Genomic DNA, 22,409 nt, shown 5'->3' with positions numbered 1-22,409 from the left:
TCTTACAACAGAAAAACGCTTTGGTCGTCAACCAAAGCTTTTTCCGAACAGAAAGTTATTGTATAACGTTATCAATTTCATATAAATCTGGGTTACGCACGAGAGCTTCATGACAATCTTCACAAATGGCATCAACATGAATGTCACCGTTTGAATCATAAGTAAGCATATCAGTACGCTCTTGACTCGTTAATTGATCAAATCCTAATGAAATAGCATCTTGATGTTGTTCGATTTCACCTATCTTCATTTTACAATGACGACACTGATAATGAATAGCCAAACGAGAAGCCTCCTTTTGCTAATAATCAATAGTATTATTGTTAGCATGTTAGAGGTTCTCTATACGATTCTAATTAAAATTATTCATAACTTCAAGAAACGTCTTTGAAGTCCATGCCTCTACAGCTTTAGCTGATTGAATGATCGAATCTTGAACGGGCTCAACTTCCTCAGGGCGATATTTACCTAGTACATAATTAACGATTGACTCTCCATTTTGTGGACGGTCCACTCCAATTCGAATTCTATTGAATTCAGCAGTTCCTAAGTGTTGTATGAGTGATTTGATACCGTTATGCCCCCAGCACTGCCCTTTTGTCTTAAACGAATTTTCCCTACAGGTAAATCCATATCATCATAAATAATTACTAGGTCTTTCAAATCAATTTTATAATAATCCATAAATGGTCTTACAGATTCTCCAGATAAATTCATATAAGTGAGCGGCTTTAATAAATAGATTTTTTCACCATTTACTACACCCTGGCCATATACCCCTTTAAACTTTGACTGATTTAATTGTATATTCATATGCTCTGCACAATAATCAATACAATCAAAGCCGACATTATGCCTTGTACCAGCATATTTTTGCCCCGGGTTTCCAAGTCCGACAATCAGCTTCATCAAATCTCTCCTCACGCTTTTAAAGAGAGGGCAACTAAGTCGCCCCCTCTTTTATCTAGTTTATTCTTCTGCAGTTCCTTCAGCTTCTTCTGTTCCGCTTACTTCTTCATCACCAGCTTGACCATTCTCTTGCTCAGCCGCTTGAATTTGAACGGTCACAATTGTTTCATCATCTTCATTTGTAATTTCGACAGAAACACTTGATCTAATATCAGCAACCTGAATGGAATCACCAACATTCAAATTCGATACATCAACCTGAATTTCTTCAGGAATATCTGCTGGCAAACATTTTACACTCATTTCATAAAGGAGGTGTGATAACATGCCACCTTCTTTTAATCCAGGAGCTTCCCCTTCTAAACGAATTGGTACATTTGCTTCAATTTCCGAAGTCATATCTACCTCAAAGAAATCAATATGTGTATATTCATTCTTTAAAGGGTCAATTTGAATGTCATGAATCATTACTTGATGATTTTTCTTTCCAGCTATCTCAAGAGAAAACAAGCCATTCTTTCCTACAGAGCGAACTGTCTTTAAGAAGTCGGCTCCTTCTACTGAAACTGGCTGACTTTCAATTTTATTTCCGTACAAAATCGCAGGAACAAGACCTTGTTTGCGAATTTTCCTTGTAGCAGATCCTCTTAAATCTTGTCTTGGACTAGCTTTTAAAACTGTAGCCATGAATATCACCTCATAATAGTTTTAAAGTTCTCCCTATACATATGTTCCCTTATAGAGAAATTTTAAACCTTTTGAAGTGAAATAGAAATTGCTTCGATCTAAAGAAAAAAAGGTAAAGTGCAACCTTTTTTTGTAACCTTTCCTCATACCTTCACACTCTATCAGTGCTTGATGTTTGGTTGGTGGCAATGGCTTCTCTCGCCGCGCGTCTTTTTGGGAAGACCGCCAAAAAAGACTTAAATTCGTTTGCGGCGGATCCGCTCATTGCTTCGATCTAAAGAAAAAAAGGTAAAGTGCAACCTTTTTTTCTTTAGATCTTAATCAAATAATTTACTTACAGATTGATGTTCGTGGACGCGGATGATGGCTTCTCCGAGTAAGGCCGCTACGGATAGTTCGGTTACTTTCTCACTTTTCTTTTCGTCTTCAAGTACAATTGAGTTTGTAACGACTAACTCTTTGATTTTTGAATTGTTAATGCGTTCCATTGCTGGTCCAGATAAGACAGGGTGTGTACAGCATGCATAAACTTCTTTTGCTCCATGTTCTACAAGTGCATTAGCGGCAAGTGTAATCGTACCTGCAGTATCAATGATATCATCAATAATAATCGCTGTTTTCCCTTCAATGTTACCAACAATATTCATAACTTCAGAAACATTTGGCTTTGGTCGGCGTTTGTCAATAATTGCAATTGGAGCTTTTAGGCGGTCAGCCATTTTACGAGCACGTACAACTCCACCATGGTCAGGAGACACAATGACAATATCATCTAATTCTTTTTGAGAGAAATAATCAGCTAAGATCGGCACGCCCATTAATTGATCTACCGGAATATCAAAGAACCCTTGGATTTGCGTTGCATGAAGGTCTAAAGTTAAGACTCTCGTTGCTCCCGCTGTTTCAATTAAGTTTGCTACAAGTTTTGCTGTAATCGGTTCACGAGCACGCGCTTTACGGTCTTGACGTGCATAGCCGTAATAAGGCATTACAACATTAATCGTCTTAGCGGAAGCTCGCTTTAATGCATCAATCATAATTAAGAGCTCCATAATATGCTCATTCGCTGGTGCTGATGTTGATTGAATCAAGTACACATCACAGCCACGGATGCTCTCTTCAATATTAATTTGTACTTCACCATCACTAAAACGAGTAACCGAGCTTTTCCCCATGGATACGCCAATATGTTCTGTGATTTCATGAGCTAGCCCCTTATTAGAATTCAGTGTGAAAACCTTTAAACTTGGATCGCCGTATTTAGCCACTTTTTTTCCCTCCGGTAATTTAATTGCCTTATTTTTTCTTTAAATAGTCTGTTTTATTAGTCTGTCTTGCTCGTGCAATCGAAAGTGCTTCTCCAGGTACATCATCTGTAATTGTCGAACCTGCTGCTACTAGAGCATTCTTTCCTACAGTAACAGGCGCAATTAAGTTTGCATTACAACCAATGAAAGCACCATCTTCAATTTTGGTTTGGAATTTATTTTTGCCGTCATAATTTACTGTAACCGCTCCACAGCTAAAATTTACATCCTCGCCAATATCGGCATCACCAATATAACTTAAATGAGATGCTTTGCTTCCATTACCTAGAGTTGCCTTTTTCGTTTCAACAAAATTCCCGATTCTTACATCATTTCCTATAGTCGAGTCTGGTCGAATATGTGCAAAAGGTCCAATAGTTACATTATCTCCAACTTGACTATTATACACTACTGATTGTTTTATTGATGATTCACGACCAATTTTGCTATCTTTTATTTCAGAATGTGGACCAATTACACAGTCTTCTCCAATAATTGTCGAACCTTGAATGAACGTACCAGGTAACACTACCGTATCACGACCAATTTCTGCTTCTGTAGAAATATACGTATTAACCGGATCAACAATTGTAACACCTTGTCTCATCCAATGTTCATTGATTCGACGCTTCATAATAACTTCTGCTTCAGCTAGTGCTACACGATCATTGACTCCAATCGTTTCATCAAAGATCGGTGTTTGATAGGCTGAAATTGTTTCTCTATTATTTTTCAATATCTCAATTACATCTGGAAGATAATATTCGCCTTGAGCATTGTCATTTCCAACCTGTTTTAAAGCAGCGAAAAGAGCAGCATTATCAAAGCAATAAGTTCCTGTGTTAATTTCTTGAACGTTACGCTCTTCTTCTGTTGCATCCTTATGTTCAACAATTCGCGAAACAAGTCCCTCTTCATTACGAATGATTCTACCGTATCCCGTTGGATCCTCAGCTACAGCTGTTAAAATAGTTGCTTTTGCCCCTTCAGCCGAATGACAAGTAAGTAAACGGTTAATTGTTTCAGCTGTCAAAAGTGGGGTATCGCCGCAAAGTACGACAGTTGTTCCTTCCTTATCAGCTAAAAGGTCTGCCGCTTGCATTACTGCATGACCGGTTCCTAATTGCTCCTCTTGGATGACATATGATACTTGGTCTCCTAATTGATCTTGAACGGTTTCAGCTCCAAACCCAACGACCGCAACCTTTTTTTCAAAACCCAAGCTTGAAACTTGGTCAACAACATGTTGAACCATTGGTTTCTCACATACTGGGTGCAGAACTTTATATAATTTAGATTTCATTCTTGTCCCTTGACCTGCTGCTAATATAACCGCATAACGATTGCTCATTTTTCCCCTCCAGAGTCCTTTTTCCCTTACGAATATATCTTAAAATTGCCGGTATTTCAAGGAAATCTCACATGTTCATACAATGACACCATTTTGACATATTTATAAAAGGTTCTAGCTAGTAAAACTAGAAAAGGATGTGTTGAAAGGAGAAACACCCCTTTCAACACATCCTTCTCTGACATTCCTACAATAACTTATCTGTTTTTAATAAACAAAAAGTCCAACTCGTCGATTAAGATGCTCCTGCTTCTTCGAATTCAACTTCTTCGAATTCGCCGGCTTTTTCATACTCTGTTAATACAGCACTTTGAATTTTTTCTCTCGTTGAAGAAGAGATCGGATGTGCAATATCACGGAATTCTCCATCTGGTGTTCTCTTACTTGGCATTGCAACGAATAACCCGTTATTCCCATCAATTACACGAATATCATGTACCACAAATTCATGGTCGATTGTAATCGAGGCAATCGCTCTCATTCGTCCTTCTGTATTAACTCGACGTAATCTCACATCTGTTACTTGCATGCTGGTCACCACCTAATAATTGTGTTTGTCATACATTATCAATTCTCTATAAGAATGATAATTCCTTCTTTAGTCAAAAAATTTTTTCAACTTTTTCTTTATTTATTAAAAAAGCGGTTTTTACGAAGAGATTGTTGCTGTAAACGATTGGGCTGATACAGTGAAACCATTATCCTTTCACAGCTAAATCATATACCTACATAAGTGTAAGCGTCATCTTTTTTTCAAACGTTTTTTTCGTATCCGAAGAGGCTTAAATTGATAAAGCTTAAGGGTGATTTCAATAAAAATTACTTTTGAAATCACCCTTAGATAAGACTTTTTTTATTTAACTAAAGCAATTACTTCAATTTCAACGAGTACATCTTTAGGCAATCTAGCTACTTCTACACAAGAACGTGCCGGTTTGTGTTCACTAAAATATTGACCATATACTTCATTAATGCGTGGAAAGTCATCCATGTTTTTAATAAAGACTGTGGCTTTTACAACTGTTTCGAAAGATGCTCCTGCTTCAGTTAGAACCGCTTCTAAGTTTTTAAATACTTGATGAGTTTGTTCTTCTACTGTTCCGTTTACAAGCTCTCCTTCGGCTGTAAGAGGAATTTGTCCTGAGCTGTAAAAAAGGTTATTAACGACAATCCCTTGTGAGTATGGTCCAATCGCATCTGGTGCTGATTTTGTATAAACAGTTTTCATGTTAATCCCCCTGTTTCATATTTTCTAATAAGTCTAACACATTACCTGGTTCTACTTTAATCGTTTTATTTCGAACATCAACTTCGGACAGACGAGTAATCGACATATACTCATCAATTAACCTTTCCTCTACTCCAATTGTTTCAACTAACACACCAATTCCGACTAACTCAGCTTGAAACTCTTCAAGGAGATCAATCATCCCTCTAATTGTCCCACCAGCTTTCATGAAGTCATCGATGATAAAGACTCGAGATCCAGGTGCCAGGCTTCGTCTAGCTAGTGTCATCGTTTGAATACGTTTTGACGATCCAGATACATAATTAATGCTTACCATCGAACCTTCTGTAACTAAATGGTCTCTTCGTACGATGCTAACAGGTACATTTAAATATTGACCGACCGCATAAGCAAGAGGAATTCCTTTTGTCGCAACAGTCATAACTGCATCAATTTGTTGATTAGCTAACACAGAAGCAAATACTTGACCTAGCCTTTGAATGAACTTTGGATTGCCGAGCAAATCCATCATATATAAGTATCCACCTGGCAAAATACGCTCAGGTACTGCTATTTGTTCAATAACATCCTTTACAAAGTTCTCTACTTGTTCTTGGTGTATACGTGGGATATATTTAACCCCACCACTTGCTCCTGAAATAGTAAGAAGGGATCCATACCCTTCATCTTCAAAAATTTCCTTAACAATCACCAAATCTTCGCTAATTGATGACTTCGCTGATTGATATCGCTCAGAAAAATGGGTAAGAGAGATAACTTCATGGGGATGTTGGAGTAAGAAATGGGTCATATCTACTAGACGTCCACTACGCTTTAGCTTTTTCATGCTACCTCCAAAAAACCGAATATTTTCATTAAATATAACATGGTTGTTCGGTTTTTATCAAGAGTCTCTCGTTCGAATTAGTCTTACCGCATAAACATCCTGACAAAATCCACGTAAACCATTGTAAATTCGATGCATGCGAGACTCATGCTCAACTAACCCGAACACTGTAGGCCCACTTCCACTCATCAATACACCATCAGCACCAAATCGAATCATCTGATCTTTAATATGTTTCACTTCGGGGTACATTTCTAACGTTACAGTTTCAAGAACATTATGTAAATTACTGCATATATCAACAAAGCTCTGTTGTTCAATTGCTTGTACCATTGCTTGAGTATTTGCATGCTCTACATCATTTACCCTCAGACGCTTGTACACCTCAGCTGTAGATACACCAATTGGAGGCTTCGCTAATATAACCCAACAAGCCGGTGGAGATGCAATCGGTTTAATGATTTCTCCTCTTCCTGTTGCTAGAGCTGTTCCACCATAGACACAAAATGAAACATCTGAACCAATTTGAGCGCCCATCTCGGCTAACTCATCGAGACTTAACCCTAGATTCCATAATTGATTTAAGCCTTTCAACGTCGCAGCAGCATCACTACTTCCTCCTGCCAAACCAGCCGCAACAGGAATCCTTTTTGTAATGTAAATATGCACGCCTCTCTCCACTTGAAAGCGCTCTTTCAACAAAGAAGCCGCTTGATATGCTAAATTTCGCTGATCATTAGGAACAAATCCTTCAGAAACATCCACTGTTATCTGTCCGTCATCTGTGTCTGTGAGATCAATTCGGTCAGCTAAATCTACCATTGTCATAATCATCTCTACTTCATGAAAACCATCATCTCGCTTTTTTACCGCATCAAGCGACAAATTAATTTTCGCCGGCGCTTTCACAGAACATTTCACACTCGTCACCTTCTATACATCCATTTGCTTACGCTATTTTATCACTAGTCTCACAAACATACCATAGATTTAGAAAAACTTGCTTCTTGCTAGCCACCTTATAAAAGGTCACTTCCTTAACTCATGCCTCTTCTCACTCAAACGGAGAGCGGAAATTAGCAGAAAGTTTGAATCTACTTCAACCAAACATCTCATGTTAACCCGTCAACCTATTTATTCTCTTACCTTTCACTATTAACAATTGTCTATCAAAACAAACATCATTTAATAAATTCCGAACGCTTTCCTTTTGAAAACTAAAAAAACCGGGCATCTTAGCACCGGTTTTGTCCGTTTACTTTATTTTCCTTGCTTGCTTCTGTTCACGAACTAATTGTTGCTCTGCTAGCTCAATGGCCCGCTTCACCATGTTTCCAGCATCTTTTGAACGAATACCGCCCCAACCCTCTTGTTGAACCGTACCGTAAAAGCCAAGTTCTTTTGCCAGCTCTTCTTTGAACTCATCAGACATGATCCCTCTTCTTCTCCGACTCATGTCGCAACAACTCCTTTAATTGTGTACAGAAAAAAATGAAGCCAGGACAAAAGAATCTTTATTAACAAAATTTGAACGTAATGACGGTAGGTGCATATAGCACCCGCCCCGTTGAAGTCATCACGGTTGAAATTTCCAATAAAACACTCTAGTTATGTCCTAGCTTCATTAGTATTTACTTGGTGAACACAAATATAACCCACTGAAGGATTTTCCATCAGAAGGTTATGTCTGTGTCTATATCTAGTCCATACATTACGCTTTTAATGCTGTTGAATCTGTGCCTTCTTCGCAAAGCATTAATTCTACTGTTTCCGTTAGGATATCAGCATAACTGTAAGAAACTCGTTCAAATGCATTTTGTTGTTCATCCAATTTCACGATAAACACTGAAGGGTATGTTTCTTCAAGCAGACCAGAACGCTCCGACGTTTTCCGACGACCACCATTTGCTTTAATCGTAATTCTTTTACCAACATTAGCATCTAATGCACGCTTAATGTCTATTAACGTTTTTGCCATTACTACACCCCACCTCACTATATGTAGTATACCACATTCGTCATTTTTCGTCAAACAAATTTAAAATTATATCAAGAGGACAAGAAATTTGTCAATGGATTTGATGACAAAAAAATAAAAGTATACCCGTCAGTTCAAAATTAGTATGCCAAAAAGGGGAAATTTTATGTATTTTTTGTTTTGTACAATTATACAAACAGTAAAAAGAGGGGAATTGAAAAGTTTCACACAAACTTTTCAATTCCCCTCTTCTATTTTTCGTATTTGAACGGCATGCCGCGTCTCATAACACCCTTTGTCTCGATACCACCTAAGCCCTTTTCCCCTGTAATCGTATTCCGTAACACTTCCGAAAGACTTATACGGTCCATAAACGACGTTAAACTAACCCTCGCAGCAATGTAGACCGGATCTAGGGCATGAATATTTATTCGATCAGGTGAACTAGCAAAATTGGCTCCGGCTTTTATTAATGTTTCGAAATGCGACTGGCAGGCACCTGCAAACACAATAAGTTCATCACGATGCCAAGCATGCTTTCTCGCTATTCTAACACACTCAGCAAAGTATTTAGTATGACGGTACGATCTTGCATCATCTTCTGACCCTTTTCCCTTTAAATAAGCATCATGTCCCGTTACAACGACAATATCCGGTTGTACCATTTCAAGCAACGAACCAATTTGTTCTGGCATTTCTTTTTCGTGGAGGTGGACACCATAGACGGGTACACCCAACTTATTATATAACTCAGTACATTTTCTTAAATATAAAGGATCACCATCAATGTGGAGAACGCGCCCTCTTAATTCAAAGTAATCAATCTCACTTTTATAACCAGACGTTACTTCATACTCTCCTCGTTGTTTCATTAACTTTGCATCTTGGCGAAACAATTTATAGGAGTTCTCCTCTATTTCCCTTGCTTTTTGTTCGTGTTCTGATCGATCTTTCTCTGATACGAGCACGACATCATCAAGTGGCGCATCAGCAATTAAACGCATATCTTCTCCAACTAGTTCAACATAGTCTGAATACAATTCCACTACCCTAAACAACAAATCACATTGATATGAAGGGCGAGCCACTAGATCCCCTTTTTTCAGCTTCATTGTCACGCCTCCTCTCCACTTAAAATATGTGGAAAGGAGGGCTAATGTGCGAAGATTACGCTAATCTTTTTAACAATGCATCACTCAGCTTGGCAAACTCCTCTAAAGAAAGTGTCTCTCCTCTTCGCTTCGGGTCAACGTCTGCTTCTTGTAAAGCAGCCTCAATTTCTTGCTTTTTTTCTTTTGGGCCTAAATTATGCACTAGATTATTTAAAATCGTTTTACGTCTATTCGCAAAGCAAGCATGAAACACCTTAAAGAAATAAGTCTCATCTTCTACATTTACCGCTGGTTCTTCTCTAATATTTAAGCGCAACACAGCTGAATCGACTCTTGGTTGTGGAACAAACACTGTAGCCGGAACCGTCATAACCTTTTCCGCTGTTGCGTAGTATTGAGCTGCAATTGATAACGCTCCATATTCCTTGGACCCTGGCTTCGCAGCAATTCGATCTGCAACTTCAGCTTGGATCATGACCACTATACCGCGGATTGGTAAATGTCCTTCTAATAATTTCATCAAAATCGGCGTCGTCACATAATAAGGCAGGTTTGCTACAACCATTAAATCCTCAACGTCTTTAAATTGCTCATCAATAACTTCTTGTATGTTGGCCTTAAGTACATCTGAATGGATAATAGACACGTTGTCATACGGAGACAATGTATCTTTAAGAACAGGAAGAAGCCTTTGATCAATTTCAAAAGAAACTACTTTTTTAGCTCGTTTCGCTAATTGTTCAGTTAAGGCACCTATTCCTGGTCCAACTTCTATAACACCTGTCCGCTCAGTTATATTCGCTGCATCTACAATATTTCGTAATATATTCGTATCAATTAAGAAGTTCTGTCCCAAGCTTTTTTTAAAGCTAAAACCATATTTATTTAAAATTTCTTTCGTACGTTGTGGTGTGGCAATATCTTTCATCATTTATCTTCCTCCTCAAACACACACTGCATGGCATTCGCAAATTCTTCAGCACTAATTCGAAACTTTTGCAGTCTTTTATGTAATTGCTTCCCATTGGCATAGCCGATACGTAATAACTCGCCTAATCTCTCTCGTCTCCTCCTTGCATCCGATCCTGCAATCAAACCTGCTGCATGGAGATCTTGCCAGCTCACGATCTCAGGATGCTCTACGTCTTCTTCTTTCGCATGAAGAAGAGCTTGTCTAATGGCCTCTGGTGTTGCATTCTCAACACCTAGGTCATCCTTGTTTTTGGATATGGCTTCTTTCTTAGGTAAGAAAGCATGCTTACAACTAGGAACATGCTTACTAACAATATGACGAATACGCTCGCCTGGGAAATCAGGGTCTGTAAGAACAATGACACCTCTTCTTTCCTGAGCCAACTCTATCTGCCTTAAAGTACTAATGCTTACAGCAGACCCATTTGTTTCAATTGTGTCAGCATCTACAGCCCTTTTCACTGCAACCGTATCATCTTTTCCCTCAACAATAATGACTTCTTTTATTTTCATCATTTACTCCTAACAAGGTTCAGCAATTGAACGAATACCTAGAACGTCTTCCTTAAAAAAAAACCGATCTTTAAATAAAGATTAAGTATAAATCAATTTTACCGGAAAAGAAATGTCTATATCCATTTCATTATTTATTATTAAGTAAAAGCACTTAGCATATACGAAAAAAGCATAGAGCCAATAAGACTCTATGCAAGCTATCTTTTAATCTAAGACCTTAATTTTAACCGTACGTGTTCCCCAATTATAAGCATCTGCTTTTGTAGGGACATGAACATCAATCTTATTGCCTCTAATAGCTCCACCTGTATCACCAGCAATTGCAACCCCATACCCTTCCACTTCAACTCGTGAGCCAAGCGGGATAACATTTGGATCAACAGCTATCACTTTCATATTACGATTTTGATTGAGATTAATACCCGTTGCGGTTACTCCGCTACATCCACTACACCCTGCAGTATAAGCTGTTGCAGTAACCGTTAAGGTCCGGCCATCTGAACTTGAGTTATTCGTACTTGTGCTATTACTAGTGCTAGAATTAGAACTTGATGAGCTAGAGCCCCTCGATACAGTTTGAACTGGTTCTGGCTTCGTTCCTACTGCAACAATGCGGTCTTTGCCCTCTTTCACTGTTTCTGTTTTAACAAGCTCTCTTGATACTTCTTCTCCATCTTCTAGAATTACTTCAAAGTGCTTGCTAACTTTACCGTCTTCTCCTGCTTGAACGATTTCTTCTTTCCCGCTGGTCAATTCATTATCTTTACGGGTAACCGTTCCATAGGCAACGGACTCTTCCACCACATCGGTGACTTTTTCTACACGTATTACTTTAATTTCTGATTCTCGGTCTAACCTTTCTGTAAGCTTAGGCTCGACACGGTCAAGTTCACCTAATGTAACACTTTCTCTCTCTAAAAAGTCAGCGACAGTCGTCGAAGTTGTCCAAAATTCTTGTTGTTCACCGTCACTAGTAAGCTCAACCTGAAAAGCAGATTCATAGACTAAGTTCATATTATCCGTTATCTCATCTTCTAAACCTGGTTCAAGATAATCATACTTTTTGTACTCAATTCCTAATTGCTCAATCAATTCTTCTACGGTTTCAGCAGTAGTCCATACTGATTCTTCAAGACCTTGACTTGTAACCAATACTTCGCTTGCTTGGTTCCATGTAATGTTCATACTCCCAGAAATGGTTGAATCTAATCCGGGTTCAATTTGATCGTACTCTTGGACGTTCCACTCTTGCTCCTTCATCAACTCAGCTACAGTCGATGCGTGTGTACGCACCTCTACTTCTTCCCCATCAATCGATAGCGTAACTGTTGCTTTTGTCGCCTCGTATACAGCGTAAGTAATCACGCCTCCGAAGAGAATGAGACTGATAACGGAGATAACCAACTTCTTCCCAAAACTTAAGGACGGAAGGAAGTGGCTCCTGTTAATTTCCATCTCAATACATGCCTCCTTCTTTAACGTCAAAAATTATAAACACTGTACCCCCTTTTGTCAATGAACTAATTTTTGCTAGATCGCCGTATTGCTCTTATTATCCATGAAAATACAGGCAAAGGAAACAAAAACTTATCGACAAGTCCACTCTATGCTGACAAGGAGCATTGTAGAACTATTACGAATCAGGAAAAAATGAGACAAGCCTCGTCATGATCCACCAAAAACCGCTATCAAGTTATGCCAAATAATCGCTTCGCATTAAAAGTTGTCTGTTCTGCCACTTCTTGGTAATCAAGCCCTCTTAATTCGGCAATCTGCTCTGCTACTAGTTGCACATAGGCCGGTTCGTTTCGCTTTCCACGGTATGGATGAGGAGCTAAATAAGGGCAATCTGTTTCAACAAGTAATCGATTAAGCGGTACTGCCTTTGCCACTTCCTTTGGCCTTCTCGCATTTTTAAACGTAACCGGACCCCCAAGAGATATATGAAAGTTCATTCGTAAACATTCCTCGGCAATTTCTACACTCCCGCCAAAGCAATGCATAATCCCCCCAACTTCAGCTGCATTTTCTTCTCTGAGAATATCAACAATGTCTTGATCAGCTTCGCGATTATGAATAACAATTGGTAGTTTAACCTTTTTGGCTAACTGAATCTGTTTTCTAAAGACTTCCTTTTGGATTTCCTTAGGTGATTTATCCCAATGATAGTCAAGGCCCATCTCTCCTAAAGCCACTACTTTCGGATGCGAACTTAATTCTTCTAACCAGTCTAAATGCTCTTCTTTCATGTCAATTGCATCAACTGGGTGCCAACCAACCGCTGCATAGATAAAATCATACGTATTGATTAACCCGACTGCTTTCTTGATTGTTTTCTCATCAAAGCCAACAACCACCATGTATCCAACTCCAGCTTCTTTCGCACGAGAAATGACTTCATCAAGATCATCTTCAAATTGATCGGCATTTAAGTGTACATGTGTATCAAATAACATTTTATTAACTCCTTTTTGTATGGTTAAAGAAAAAGGAGAGAAAGTCATCTCTCCTTTTTTCGAGCTATAAGAAACAGGTAAAGTGCGACCTGTTTCTATTCGGAAGGCAATGGCTTCTCTCGCTACGCGTCTCTTTGGGAAGACCACCCAAAAAGACTTAAGAGCTTGTAGCGGCTCCGCTCATTGCTTCGAGCTATAAGAAACAGGTAAAGTGCGACCTGTTTCTTATAGCTCTCTATTTTACCTTTGCTCCGTTTGGTAGGTTGCCGTCGATTGTGGCGAGTTGTAGTTTTTTGCCTTTTGAGCCTGCTAAGATCATTCCTTGGGAGAGTTCTCCGCGGAGTTTTACAGGCTTTAGGTTTGTTACACAGATAACTTTTTTGCCTACAAGTTCTTCTGGCGAATAGTATTTAGCAATACCTGATACAACTTGGCGTTGTTCAAAGCCTAGGTCTAATTGAATTTTTAAAAGACGATCAGCTCCTTTTACAGGTTCTGCTTGTATCACTTCAGCTACGTGAAGATCAACTTTTGTAAAGTCATCAATAGTAATCTCATTCTCATCTACTTCCGGGACTTCAGACTCATTTTTATCACCTGTCTTTAGCGTGCCTCCCATAAGTCCAACAATATGTGCTACTTCTTCTTCCATATCAAGACGTGGGAAAATCGGGTCTCCTTTTTTCACCTTTGTCCCAGCTGGAATTTGAGCAAATGATTCTAGTGTAGACCAAGCTGTTTTCTCTTGTGTTAAACCTAATTGATCCCAAATACGTTTAGGTGTTTCGGTCATAAATGGTTGGATCATAATTGAGACTTGGCGCAGTGATTCTGCTAAATGGTACATGACTGATCCAAGCTGTTCTTTCTTCTCTTCATCCTTAGCGAGTACCCATGGTTGAGTTTCATCAATGTATTTATTTGTACGACTGATTAATTGCCAAATAGCCGTCAGTGCTACTGAGAATTCCATCTCTTCCATAGCAGCTTCTACTTTTTCTACTGTTGCATCTACAAGCTCAACTAGACTTGCATCAAATGGCGTTGCATCTTTAACATATGCCGGGATTTCTCCGCCGAAATATTTATTAATCATCGCAACGGTACGGTTTAATAAATTACCTAAATCGTTGGCTAAATCATAGTTCACACGTTCAACAAATCCCTCAGGTGTAAATACGCCATCTGAGCCAAAAGGTACTTCACGAAGCAAGTAATAACGTAATGCATCTAATCCGTAACGATCAATAAGTGGAACTGGATCAACTACATTCCCTTTTGATTTAGACATCTTTCCATCTTTCATGAGTAACCACCCATGACCAAAGACCTTTTTAGGGAGTGGTAAATCTAGGGCCATTAACATAATTGGCCAATAAATTGTGTGAAAACGAACAATTTCTTTCCCTACTAAATGCACATCTGCTGGCCAATATCTCTTGTATAATTCTTCATTTTCACTGCCAAAACCTAGAGCCGTAATATAATTGGATAGGGCATCAATCCATACATAAACAACATGCTTAGGGTTGCTCGGTACTTGAACTCCCCATTTAAAAGAAGTACGTGAAACAGCAAGATCTTCAAGACCTGGCTTGATAAAATTGTTAATCATCTCATTTTTTCGAGATTCCGGTTGGATAAATGTTGGATTATCATCATAAAACTTAAGTAAACGATCTGCATACTTACTCATTTTAAAGAAGTAAGACTGTTCCCTTACTTTTTCAACCGGGTGACCACTATCAGGGCTTTTTCCACCAATCACTTCGCCTGCTTCATTCTTAATAGGATCTACTAATTGACGTTCTGTATAAAAAGTTTCATCGGGAATCGAATACCAACCTTCATACTCATCTAAATAAATATCACCTTTTTCTAACAAGCGTTCAAATATTTGCGCTACAACCTTTTTGTGGCGCTCCTCTGTCGTTCGAATAAAGTCATCGTAAGAGACATCAAGTTTTTTCCAAAGCTCTTGTATTCCCGCAACAATTTCATCAGTAAACTGTTGAGGGGTTTGGCCTTTTTCAGCTGCTTTTGTCTCAATTTTTTGGCCGTGCTCATCTGTACCTGTCAAGAAGCGTACATCATAACCGCGTAATCTCTTGTACCTTGCCATTGCATCTCCAGCTACAGTTGTATAAGCATGTCCAATGTGCAATTTATCACTCGGGTAATAAATTGGGGTTGTTAAATAAAACGTCTTTTTTTCACTCACAGTACTTCCTCCTCTTTTTTTGCATACAAAAAGCCCTCATCCTATAATCGGGACGAGAGCTATTCTCACGTGGTTCCACCCAAATTCCCTTTTCATTTCACAACAAAAAGGCTCATGAAGTCTGAGACTTCTACTGTTAACGCCAGCTACGTTACTCCCTTATGTCCTTGTAACACTCGAAAGTAAATTCCTCCCAGGACCATCTTCAAATCACTACCTATACCGGTTTTCAGCTACCCCGGCTCTCTTCATAGCATGAAGCTACCTATAGGAAAATGACTTTACTCATCCCTTCATCGGATTAAACAATATAACTATGTAAACAACCGGCCGAAAAGTCATTGATGGGAATCGGATAGATCTAACAATCAAGCCGTTCTGTTCATTGAATAGACAATATCAATTATCATCTCTATTCTACCCAAAATATACCTAATTCATGCACCCTAAGTCAAGGTCGGGTATACAAAGTAGCGAATGGGGTTTTTTGCTTTTTAAGTAAACCATCTTCACTTAATCGTTCTAATTCTTGCTTCCACTCTGCTACATCCCAATTTTTTTGTGCTTCTTTATTTAAATTCGTTAGTTGATTCATGATGCTCATTTCAGCTAATGGAAGATACGCATCAAGTGCTCGGAGTACTTGCTCGGAATCTTGTTCTTTCATTTTTTTCAACTCATCAAAAGGATTTAATGCGTGAGGACTTGCAGAGTGTGCTAAACGAATACGTACTGCCATTGTCCTTCCCATTATCGCTGAGGAGACGAAGACATCACCTGACCTCAAATAAGGAAGACGCTTTCCTTCATCATGTGTTAGATCCGTTTCCTCCTTGATCGTTTGAATATCAGTTCCTCTAACCGTTCTAAATACAAATTTTGAATTCAATTGGGCAGTAATCGTTTCATCTAACAGCGTTGGCCGTTGCGTTGCAAAGATGAGGAATACACCATATTTTCTCCCCTCTTGAGCAATCTCCTTTAGGACTGACTTCGCCGGTGCATCAAACCCCTTTGGTGCAAAGTTATGAGCTTCATCTGTAACAACAATGAACGGTGGAAAGAAGTCTCCTTGCTTTTGCTGCAATTTTGCATCTCTAAATGAACGACGCTTTCCATATAGAGCCCCAATTACATAGCTCGAGAACACTTGCAAAAGCCAAACTGCCCCTTGAATAACAACGAGCTTTCCTGCTTGAATCCCTTGCTCAATGGCTCTTATATTTTGTTGAAATAAACCTGCCTGATGGAGACGATTCACACGCCATTGTATCCCTTTAATAGATGCAAGAGGCAAACTGCCGTATTGATCAAGCAATTTTCTAAAGGTGCTAAAACGATTAATCTCATCTCTTGTCATGCCCCCATCATGTAACATCGCCTCAACCTTTTGTTTCCCAAGCTCTATTGCTTCAGCTAAATTAGCAATACGATCACTAAATGATTGATAACTATCCTTTCGCTTATGTACAGTTTGAATAACATTAATCATTGATTCTGTTAACGAACCCGCTGCCGATAATAACCGCTCTACATCTCTTGTAGATAAAGCTGAAAAATCAACTCCAACTTCTTTTCCAATTTGCACGACACTATAACGGTCAGTATATGTTTTCGCACTTGGGAGATCGTCTGCTTGTGAAGCAAAATTCATTTCGAAATGTGGATCAAAAACCAATGAAGGAATTTGCAATTTCATAATTTCTTCTAACATAACACGAAGCCCAAATGACTTCCCTGAACCTGACCCACCGAAAACGCCAATATGAGGATATTGTTGCATTGCTCTGATATCAAAAATAAACGGAATACCCTTTTGCGGTCTTATTTCATCGTGATCTTGAACATGCATAAGCTCTTTTAACGATTCAGGTAAAGTTGGTTCAATAAAATCGGTGGACTTGACCTCACCGAGAACAAGCCCTTCGGCTGGTGTGGTTTTAACTAATAATGAAGAAATTTCATTAAAATGTGGATGTCGAACTGTGGCACCAGTTTGGATCGGTTGAACGGCTTCTTCAAACAAGCGCACTTTTGCAAGGTGAATATCATCAGCACCAATATCATATCCAATTTGCTCTAATGTTTTTAATACTTGATCATCCGCTATCCCTTTATCAAAGCCCATTGGAATATAACGATTATAAGAAAACGTCTCAACTACTTCTCCTTTTGGCTGATAAAGTGACTCATCTTCAATGACCAACATTTCATTCATCCGAAACTTATGAACTTTCGAGGCAATATAAACTTCATGCTGCGTTGTCACACCTACAATTTGCATTTTTTCTCCCCCTTATTATTTCCATGGTAATTGCTTTGTTCTATAACGGTCTTGCTCCTCGTTTCCTTTCAAAGAATCGTTTTCTCATCTCTGGATCAATATATTGTTCAACCAATGCTTCAACAAGCTTATCTGTCACTCTAACTTCACGATCAATATGGTCAAGCCATAGTGGAATCCCCCGACCATCACGAGGTGTCAATGTTAACAGCAAACTTGCTATTTCATACTTTCGATCTGCTTGTTCGAGTAACACATCAAATCCAGTAATAGCAGGGTCAGAACTAAACCTCACCCAAACAGATTGCAAACCTGCCTTGCTTTGGATATCTTCAACAAACACCATTTCTTCTTTTTCTAATACGCCAAATAACAAATCACGGTCATACGTATGAGACTGATTTAGATAAGTAGAAAAAGGTGCTAACTTTACTAAATTCTCAGTAGTGATCTCTTCAGACACGCCTACTAACAACACCTCGTGTTCCAATGCTTTTTTCTTTAGCTCTTCCCATTCTTCAGGTGCATCAATTCGATAATGATAAAGAGCCCCATCCATTAACAAAACTCGTAAAGAACGTTCCTCAATTAGTTGAGTAGCAGCAAGCAATTCTAGTTTAGCTAAAATGTGAGACCTTCGATTTTTAGGAGACTCGTCTTCATCTAATTGCTCTAATAACGGAGAATAGACATCCGTTTTTAAACACTCATAACCGGTTGTCGTTTTGGCTAAAGCTTGAAACAAATAAAGAATATGAGGCGCTTCCCCTTTCGTCTGATTTACAGAGCCGTCTACAGCTGCTACTTCTCTTCCTTTCATCCAGTCTTTCAACATTTCTGTCGAAAGCCGTTGAATTTGTCGAATATCAGCTTGGGCTTGTCGAAGTTTTTGTCGAATTATCTCTTTATCACTATTATTATGCTGGTAATTTTGTTGCAGGTTTTGATTTACTTTCTTTAGTTTATTTACTAATTCAGGATAAATTTGTAACATACTAACCTCTCACCTCATTCTGAAAGTGGCAATATATCAGCTATTTTTACTAAATGCTAAAATTTTCTTGCTGAAAATGAATAAAAATGAATTGACTTGATTTGGAAACACTGGTACTCTTATCTCAGGAAGAAAAATGTCGAATAATGACAAACAAAATCTAATTGTCTTGATTTGAGAGGAGAAAGTAGAATGAAATCTACAGGAATTGTTCGTAAAGTTGATGAACTAGGACGCGTTGTTATTCCAATCGAACTACGCCGAACTTTAGATATTGCTGAAAAAGATGCACTAGAAATTTATGTTGATAATGACCGCATCATCTTAAAGAAATACAAACCAAATATGACTTGCCAAGTTACAGGTGAAGTTTCTGATGAAAACCTTTCTATTGCTAACGGTAAGATTATTCTTAGCCCACAAGGCGCTCAAGAAATCATGAAGGATCTTCAGGAGTATTTAACACGCACAAACCAAGCGTAATGGATAGCGAAAAGAAGTACCAAAGGCTTGTTCTACATTGAGATCATCTCAAGTATGTTCATACTCGAGGTGCTTTTTTTATTCGCTGAGGAAGGGATGACTTACATTCTGAGCCATCCTCTATCCAATCAGTCATTCTACTATTGGTGAAACTCTGCATATACAATCCGCTTTTGCAAGTTCCTCTCCTTGGCTACTTGTTTAATCGCATCCTTTGAAGACATTCCGAGTTCAATATAGTGTTTGACATGTTGATTAATGGTCACATTATCCCACCATTGCTCTTGTTCTTCTTCCATTTGGTTCCCTTCAACGACAAGGCAGAATTCACCTTTGATCGTTCCTGTCTCACACCAACTCAATGCTTCTTCTAATGTACCCCGCTGATATTCTTCAAATTTCTTCGTAAGCTCTCTACTTATCGCAATGTTACGGTTTCCTAACACTTTATGCATTGCCTCTAACATCTCTTTTAAACGATGAGGAGATTCATAAAAGATTAGCGTAGCCTTGTCATTCTTTAATTCTTCTAACACGGTTTGACGTTGTTTATTTTGACGAGGTAGAAAACCAATAAATTTAAATTGGTCGGTCGATAATCCTGAAGCAATTAAACTCGTTAATGCTGCGTTAGCGCCGGGTAAGGAAATGACTCTAATCCCTTCTAGAATTGCTTGTTTTGATAGTTCTTGTCCAGGGTCTGAAATCGCTGGCATCCCTGCATCACTAACTAATGCAATATTATGGCCGTCTTTTAACTTTTCAATGATTGCTTCGCCAGCTTTTCTTTTATTGTGTTCATGATAACTGATTAACGAAGTATCAATCTCAAAGTGTCTACATAATTTCATTGTTTGTCTTGTATCCTCTGCTGCAATGAGATCAACTTCTTTTAATACTCGAATTGCTCGAAATGTCATATCTTCAAGATTTCCTATTGGCGTTGGAACTAAATAAAGTACACCTTCACTTCCACCATCTATAAAGCTTGATTGTTGGTTCATTATTTTTCCTTTCATATACATCATTTATTTCGTTATTTTCCTTCGTACACTTCGCGAAATGCTTTCGTATACTCTCCTTTATCATTGTACACAACTAACGGCCGAAGACAAACTACACCTGGTTTTCCATCTTTAATTCCTTCAACTAATACCATATTCGCATCCTTTTCTTCTATCGGGTGAACAAATTGAATTCGTTTTGGTTCAATTCTGTGCATACGCATATAAGTCATAATATCAGTAAGTCTCTCAGGTCGATGAACAATTGCCACTTTCCCTTTCTGCTTTACATATTGGCTGCTGACACGCACTACGTCCTCTAATATCAAATAAATTTCATGGCGTGCGATTGCTAAATGCTCGTTTTTATTCTTCTCCTCGTCGGTAACAGTCTGAAAGTAAGGAGGATTGCACGTTACTACGTCAAATGAAGACTTTTGGATATTATCTGGCATATCATTTATGTCAGCTTCTACAATATTGATTTCATTTGCACTATCATTTAATGTGACTGTTCTTTTTGCCATATCAACTAACCTAGGCTGAATTTCCACACCTACGATATCAGCTTTTGAGCGTCCTGTCAGCACTAAAGGGATTACCCCGTTTCCAGTACATAGGTCTAAGATCTTTCCCTTTTGAATCGGCACAGAAACAAATCTACCTAGTAAAACTGCGTCGATAGAAAATGAAAATACTTGTGAACTTTGAATCACCTTTAACGGTGTACCTGCAATAAAGTCTAAACGTTCTCCCTCTTGTAAATTCACTATAGAAACCCTTCTTTCATTACTATGGTCAAATTAGAATTTAAGAAAAAACAGATCTTTCTATTTTGAAAGATCTGTTTTTGTTTATTTTTGGTGTAGAAATGACAAACAGAATAAGCAGTCGTCCCCATCTGAGCGGATACTTCCATAATGAGTGTTACATACGTGAAAGCCTTCTTGGTACAGTCTAGCTAGATTGTCATAGCCCTCTCCAACATATGGCTTTTTACTGTTTGTATTTTTCTTTTTTCCTTCATCTTGGATATGTTCTTCCTCTTGAGCATCTAATCTCTCCCTGAGTTTTTCGTTTTCAATTTGAAGGTAATGGTTTTCTTCTATTAGATAAGCTAACTGTTCTTTTAGCCCTCTTAATTCATGGTGTAATTCACCTAATCGCTCTTCTAGTTGGCTCACCTGTGTAAAAATTGCTTTTTTATCCACGATGATGTCACCACCCCATTATTCTGCAGCCTCAGTCGACACAACTTCCCTTTTCATTAATTCATCCATTGTGTATTCGACAACTCGTTCCCCATCTGTTAATTCCACCTGGACTAAACGTTCTAATAGGTTAAGTCCGACTACTTTACCTTTTCCTTCTGGCGTCTTAATTTTCTTCCCGATATCAGGAAGTTCTTGCTTTGCAGTCTCATACATATCATTTTCATATTTTAGACAGCACATTAATCGTCCACAAAGACCAGAAATTTTTGCCGGGTTAAGAGATAAACTTTGATCTTTCGCCATTTTAATAGAAACAGGTTCAAAGTCACCTAGAAAGGATGAACAACATAGGACACGTCCACATGGCCCTATCCCGCCAAGCATTTTCGCTTCATCACGCACACCTATTTGTCTAAGCTCAATCCTTGTGCGGAAAATAGCTGCTAAGTCCTTTACTAATTCTCTAAAATCAATTCGACCATCGGCTGTGAAATAAAACAGCACTTTATTTCGGTCAAATGTATATTCTACATCAACAAGCTTCATATCTAGCTTGTGTTCTACGATTTTTTCCGAGCAAACTTCGAACGCTTTTTGGGCTGCTTCTACGTTCTCTTGAACAATAAGTTTATCCTTATCAGTAGCTGTTCGAATAACTTGCTTTAATGGAAGGACAACATCGTTTTCGCCAACAGTTTTCGTGCCAATTACAACATGTCCAAATTCAACGCCTCTTGACGTTTCTACAATTACGGCTTCTCCCTTCTCTAGCTGAAAAGTACCGGGGGAGAAATAATAGATTTTACCCGCTTTCTTAAAGCGAACACCTACAACTTGATGCAATCT

Annotated in this window: 23 protein-coding genes and 1 pseudogene; 1 reads left to right on the top strand and 23 read right to left on the bottom strand. The window is 38.5% G+C overall.

Annotated features, from left to right (window positions below):
• Positions 1-55 precede the first annotated feature (55 nt).
• The 19 genes and pseudogenes from fin to BkAM31D_RS00230 all read right to left on the bottom strand — a co-directional run bounded on the left by fin (position 56) and on the right by BkAM31D_RS00230 (position 18,862).
• Positions 56-283, bottom strand: a complete 228-nt coding sequence (gene fin / locus BkAM31D_RS00320; protein WP_066159773.1) for an anti-sigma-F factor Fin — start codon at positions 281-283, stop codon at positions 56-58.
• 69 nt (positions 284-352) lie between these two features.
• A pseudogene (gene pth / locus BkAM31D_RS00315) lies at positions 353-909 on the bottom strand (aminoacyl-tRNA hydrolase).
• A 60-nt stretch (positions 910-969) separates the two neighbouring features.
• Positions 970-1,596, bottom strand: coding sequence for a 50S ribosomal protein L25/general stress protein Ctc (locus tag BkAM31D_RS00310; RefSeq protein WP_066159777.1), 627 nt, complete (start codon positions 1,594-1,596; stop codon positions 970-972).
• A gap of 317 nt (positions 1,597-1,913) precedes the next feature.
• Positions 1,914-2,864: a ribose-phosphate diphosphokinase gene (locus BkAM31D_RS00305; RefSeq protein ID WP_066159780.1), complete on the bottom strand. Its 951-nt coding sequence runs from the start codon at positions 2,862-2,864 to the stop codon at positions 1,914-1,916.
• A gap of 28 nt (positions 2,865-2,892) precedes the next feature.
• Complete coding sequence (gene glmU / locus BkAM31D_RS00300; protein ID WP_066159783.1) at positions 2,893-4,254, bottom strand: bifunctional UDP-N-acetylglucosamine diphosphorylase/glucosamine-1-phosphate N-acetyltransferase GlmU; 1,362 nt, start codon at positions 4,252-4,254, stop codon at positions 2,893-2,895.
• Positions 4,255-4,489: 235 nt separating this feature from the next.
• Positions 4,490-4,783: a septation regulator SpoVG gene (spoVG, locus tag BkAM31D_RS00295; protein ID WP_066159785.1), complete on the bottom strand. Its 294-nt coding sequence runs from the start codon at positions 4,781-4,783 to the stop codon at positions 4,490-4,492.
• A gap of 324 nt (positions 4,784-5,107) precedes the next feature.
• On the bottom strand, positions 5,108-5,482 hold the full coding sequence (locus BkAM31D_RS00290) for a RidA family protein (RefSeq protein WP_066159788.1): 375 nt from the start codon (positions 5,480-5,482) through the stop codon (positions 5,108-5,110).
• A 1-nt stretch (position 5,483) separates the two neighbouring features.
• Positions 5,484-6,329, bottom strand: coding sequence for a pur operon repressor (purR, locus tag BkAM31D_RS00285; RefSeq protein WP_066159790.1), 846 nt, complete (start codon positions 6,327-6,329; stop codon positions 5,484-5,486).
• Between the two features lie 57 nt (positions 6,330-6,386).
• The gene (gene ispE, locus BkAM31D_RS00280; RefSeq protein WP_066159793.1) at positions 6,387-7,250 is read right to left on the bottom strand and encodes a 4-(cytidine 5'-diphospho)-2-C-methyl-D-erythritol kinase; all 864 of its coding nucleotides are present in this window, start codon (positions 7,248-7,250) and stop codon (positions 6,387-6,389) included.
• Between the two features lie 334 nt (positions 7,251-7,584).
• On the bottom strand, positions 7,585-7,785 hold the full coding sequence (locus BkAM31D_RS00275) for a small, acid-soluble spore protein, alpha/beta type (RefSeq protein ID WP_066159796.1): 201 nt from the start codon (positions 7,783-7,785) through the stop codon (positions 7,585-7,587).
• A 255-nt stretch (positions 7,786-8,040) separates the two neighbouring features.
• Positions 8,041-8,307: a biofilm formation stimulator Veg gene (veg, locus tag BkAM31D_RS00270; RefSeq protein WP_066159799.1), complete on the bottom strand. Its 267-nt coding sequence runs from the start codon at positions 8,305-8,307 to the stop codon at positions 8,041-8,043.
• A gap of 251 nt (positions 8,308-8,558) precedes the next feature.
• Positions 8,559-9,419: a sporulation peptidase YabG gene (gene yabG, locus BkAM31D_RS00265; RefSeq protein ID WP_066159802.1), complete on the bottom strand. Its 861-nt coding sequence runs from the start codon at positions 9,417-9,419 to the stop codon at positions 8,559-8,561.
• A gap of 55 nt (positions 9,420-9,474) precedes the next feature.
• Positions 9,475-10,350: a 16S rRNA (adenine(1518)-N(6)/adenine(1519)-N(6))-dimethyltransferase RsmA gene (gene rsmA / locus BkAM31D_RS00260; protein ID WP_066159804.1), complete on the bottom strand. Its 876-nt coding sequence runs from the start codon at positions 10,348-10,350 to the stop codon at positions 9,475-9,477.
• On the bottom strand, positions 10,347-10,904 hold the full coding sequence (gene rnmV / locus BkAM31D_RS00255) for a ribonuclease M5 (protein ID WP_066159806.1): 558 nt from the start codon (positions 10,902-10,904) through the stop codon (positions 10,347-10,349). Before rnmV ends, rsmA begins: the two co-directional genes overlap by 4 nt.
• Positions 10,905-11,111: 207 nt before the next feature.
• Positions 11,112-12,362, bottom strand: a complete 1,251-nt coding sequence (locus tag BkAM31D_RS00250; protein ID WP_066159811.1) for a resuscitation-promoting factor — start codon at positions 12,360-12,362, stop codon at positions 11,112-11,114.
• A gap of 233 nt (positions 12,363-12,595) precedes the next feature.
• Complete coding sequence (locus BkAM31D_RS00245; RefSeq protein WP_066159814.1) at positions 12,596-13,363, bottom strand: TatD family hydrolase; 768 nt, start codon at positions 13,361-13,363, stop codon at positions 12,596-12,598.
• A gap of 235 nt (positions 13,364-13,598) precedes the next feature.
• A complete protein-coding gene (gene metG / locus BkAM31D_RS00240) occupies positions 13,599-15,584 on the bottom strand; it encodes a methionine--tRNA ligase (protein ID WP_066159817.1) in 1,986 nt (661 codons plus the stop codon).
• A 451-nt stretch (positions 15,585-16,035) separates the two neighbouring features.
• Entirely contained in the window at positions 16,036-17,868 is a 1,833-nt protein-coding gene (locus BkAM31D_RS00235) for an ATP-binding protein (protein ID WP_066159820.1), read from the bottom strand.
• 40 nt (positions 17,869-17,908) lie between these two features.
• Positions 17,909-18,862, bottom strand: a complete 954-nt coding sequence (locus BkAM31D_RS00230; protein ID WP_066159823.1) for a DNA double-strand break repair nuclease NurA — start codon at positions 18,860-18,862, stop codon at positions 17,909-17,911.
• 192 nt (positions 18,863-19,054) lie between these two features.
• Between BkAM31D_RS00230 and abrB the strand changes: the two genes are divergently transcribed.
• Positions 19,055-19,345 (top strand): transition state genes transcriptional regulator AbrB, encoded by a 291-nt coding sequence (gene abrB / locus BkAM31D_RS00225; RefSeq protein ID WP_066159826.1) that lies wholly within the window; start codon positions 19,055-19,057, stop codon positions 19,343-19,345.
• Positions 19,346-19,485: 140 nt separating this feature from the next.
• On the opposite strand, the gene rsmI is transcribed toward abrB, so the two are convergent.
• The 4 genes from rsmI to BkAM31D_RS00205 form a co-directional block, all read right to left on the bottom strand.
• Positions 19,486-20,349, bottom strand: a complete 864-nt coding sequence (gene rsmI, locus BkAM31D_RS00220; protein WP_066159860.1) for a 16S rRNA (cytidine(1402)-2'-O)-methyltransferase — start codon at positions 20,347-20,349, stop codon at positions 19,486-19,488.
• Between the two features lie 32 nt (positions 20,350-20,381).
• Complete coding sequence (locus BkAM31D_RS00215; RefSeq protein ID WP_066159829.1) at positions 20,382-21,122, bottom strand: tRNA1(Val) (adenine(37)-N6)-methyltransferase; 741 nt, start codon at positions 21,120-21,122, stop codon at positions 20,382-20,384.
• 81 nt (positions 21,123-21,203) lie between these two features.
• Entirely contained in the window at positions 21,204-21,560 is a 357-nt protein-coding gene (gene yabA / locus BkAM31D_RS00210) for a DNA replication initiation control protein YabA (RefSeq protein WP_066159832.1), read from the bottom strand.
• A gap of 18 nt (positions 21,561-21,578) precedes the next feature.
• On the bottom strand, positions 21,579-22,406 hold the full coding sequence (locus BkAM31D_RS00205) for a PSP1 domain-containing protein (RefSeq protein WP_066159836.1): 828 nt from the start codon (positions 22,404-22,406) through the stop codon (positions 21,579-21,581).
• Positions 22,407-22,409 lie beyond the last annotated feature (3 nt).

Origin of the sequence: Halalkalibacter krulwichiae (assembly GCF_002109385.1) — a bacterium.
In the GTDB taxonomy this organism is placed as follows: Bacteria; Bacillota; Bacilli; order Bacillales; family Bacillaceae_D; genus Halalkalibacter; species Halalkalibacter krulwichiae.
Note: the sequence above shows the minus strand (reverse complement) of the source record. Positions and strands in the feature narration are given on the sequence as shown.